Here is a 2327-nt window from a genome sequence, read left to right on the forward strand (position 1 = left end):
TGGCAGGCGTCTGCCTTTGTGCGCCGGAACATCACCGTGTTCAGTCGGTGGCGGTTTTCCAGCATTTCCTCAGGGCTGCCGAATAAGGTCGGGTTCAGCAATTGAGCCAGCATCCAAAACTGGAAATGGTTGCCCTGGTGCGGTGTGGCCGACAGCAGCATCAGGTCACGTGAGTGATCCTTCAACGCCTCGGCTAGCTTGTAGTTCTCAGTCTTTCGCACCTTGCCGCCCGTGCGGTACGCGGTCAGGTGGTGCGCTTCGTCGAACACAACGAGGTCCCAACGAGGCGCATCGAGCAGTCGCTTGATGCGCGCGGGGCGCTTTAGGGTGTCGATGCTGGCGATCAGCCGATCATGCTTGGCGAAGGCATTCGTCTTGCGGTCGGTGATGTCACCCTCGGAGCCAAACACCTCGAAGTCCAGGTTGAACACCTCGTTCAGCTCGCGATGCCAGTTGTTGACGAGTCCGGCAGGCACCACCATCAGCGCACGGTTCAGTTCGCCCCGGCTGGCCAGCTCGCGCAGGATGAGGGCGGTCTCGATAGTTTTGCCCAACCCTACCTCGTCGGCGATCAGATAACGCCGAGGGGACGCGGTGGCAATGCGGTGGGTCAGTACCACCTGATGGGGCAGCAGATCGATCTTGGCCGACGTCAGCGCCGACGCGCTTTCCATGACCGGCAGCGCGTGGGCCTCGTAGGATAGCCAGGCCTTGCGCGACCGGTCTGCACCGCCATCGACGGCGCGCAAGATGCGTTCCGTGCGCGAAAGTTGGCGGCGCACCGAACCAACCGGCACGCGGCGCTCGCCGACGCCAAAGAAGGCCCGCAAGTAGCCATCGCGCGCCGGGTCAAGGACGACACCCTGGCCGAAGTCGTGGTGGGTGATCCGTTCGCCGGGTTGAAACTGAGCCTCTGGTTCCATGCGCCGACCTCAGGTAATTCGCAAATGGAAGAGGCCTGCGGGCTTGCTGCCTTCGCGCAGCAGAATCTCCTGAGGGTATTCGTTCGCCTCGCCCCACAGGATGCGGCCAAAGGCCAGCAGGCTGTCGCCGTGCGGGGCCGCGCAGCGCCACTCGACGGAGTCCGTGGCGGGATGAAACTTGATCCGTCCGTGACCTGATGGCAGCCAAAAGATCAAGGCCGCTTCACTCTCGTAGTAGGACTGAAACGACAGGATCGCATCCTTGACCCCATCGCCCAGCCAAGTCTCGGCGTCTTCGGGCGTCAGCAGATCGAGGCCGCCTTCCAAGCCTGCGACCACGAGTGTGTCGTTCCCATTGCTCGGCAGATCCTCGGGCCAATGACCCACCGCCTGCAAGAACTGGCGCAGGCTCCAAACCTCGCTGGCCACGCACACCTGATTGCGGGCCTCTTCGTCCCAGACCCAGCTGGTTCCGCGCCGCTGCCACACCGTGTCGAGCAGTTGCTTCATAACTCATACTCCTCAAACAGCGAGCCCTGCGTCGGCTTGACCGCTTGTGTGGCCGCCCAACCGTTGTAGATCGAGACAGCACGCGAGGCCGCATTGCGACTGGCCTGATCCGGGCCGTTCTTGTGCAGCCATTCGAGCAAGGGCTTGAGCGCCACGTGGGGCTTGAAGTTCTCGTTCTTCATCGTGTCGGACGCATTGATTCCGCTGCCATCGAAGCACGCACCGATAAGCACCAGAGCCTGATCCAAGTCCGACGTCAAACGGCGCTTGTGTTTGCCAGACCATTCACGCGCGAAATCCAGTGGATTCACCCGTGTGAAGACTTTGCTCTTTTCCGAGCACCAGCCGCGTTGCTCGAATTCGTCGGGCGTAGTGATGGAGCCCTTCAAGAACTTCTGCAGCTGGTCGCGCTTCATCTCAGTGGCGTTGCCGAAGGTGCGCAGGAACTGGCGCGTGATCGGCTCAGCGTTGACCGGTGGCGGCTCCTTGCCCTTTTCAGCGTCCTCATCGATGAGCTGGTTGATACCGACCAGCGCTTCCTTCACCGAGATCGTGCGTCCCTCGTCCACGTAGACCTTGCCATAGTGGCGTGAGAAGTACTCCAGCGCCTTGCCGCGCCGGATCACCTGAATGTCCGCCGCAGGCAAGCCTTCCTTGGCATGGTTTTCGAGCATCCCCTGCAGTTGGCGCACGTCAGCCATCACCTCGCGGCGCATCCGGCCCCAGCTCACCGGCTTGGGTTCTTCGGTGCGCTTGCGGCAGACGTGGATGATGTCGTACTCGATTTTCTGAGAACCGAATTGGCCGTCCCCCTTGGTTTCGTCCGCCCGGATCGGGTAGGTAGCCTCGAGGTAAAAGCCTGCGTCGAACAAAGACTCCAGCACGGCCACCCAT

The 2327-nt window shown here is 61.8% G+C and carries 2 protein-coding genes and 1 pseudogene; all 3 read right to left on the minus strand.

Translation table 11 applies throughout. The annotated features are described in order from the left end of the window. Positions 1 to 923 (minus strand): DEAD/DEAH box helicase (locus E1J61_RS36865; protein WP_133098656.1); only part of this gene is annotated, 923 nt, incomplete at its 3' end. 9 nt (positions 924 to 932) lie between these two features. After that, positions 933 to 1433: a hypothetical protein gene (locus E1J61_RS36870; protein WP_133098657.1), complete on the minus strand. Its 501-nt coding sequence runs from the start codon at positions 1431 to 1433 to the stop codon at positions 933 to 935. Beyond that, a pseudogene (locus E1J61_RS36875) lies at positions 1430 to 2327 on the minus strand (DUF1156 domain-containing protein); the annotation flags it as partial. The pseudogene E1J61_RS36875 and the gene E1J61_RS36870, both read right to left, overlap by 4 nt.

The sequence above is a fragment of the Cupriavidus sp. L7L genome, from assembly GCF_004353535.1.
In the GTDB taxonomy this organism is placed as follows: domain Bacteria; phylum Pseudomonadota; class Gammaproteobacteria; order Burkholderiales; family Burkholderiaceae; genus Cupriavidus; species Cupriavidus oxalaticus_A.

What these genes read in the sequence shown, in the direction of transcription:
- E1J61_RS36870 (WP_133098657.1), bottom strand. Translation starts at nt 1,433, where the DNA reads ATGAAGCAACTGCTCGACACGGTGTGGCAGCGGCGCGGAACCAGCTGG.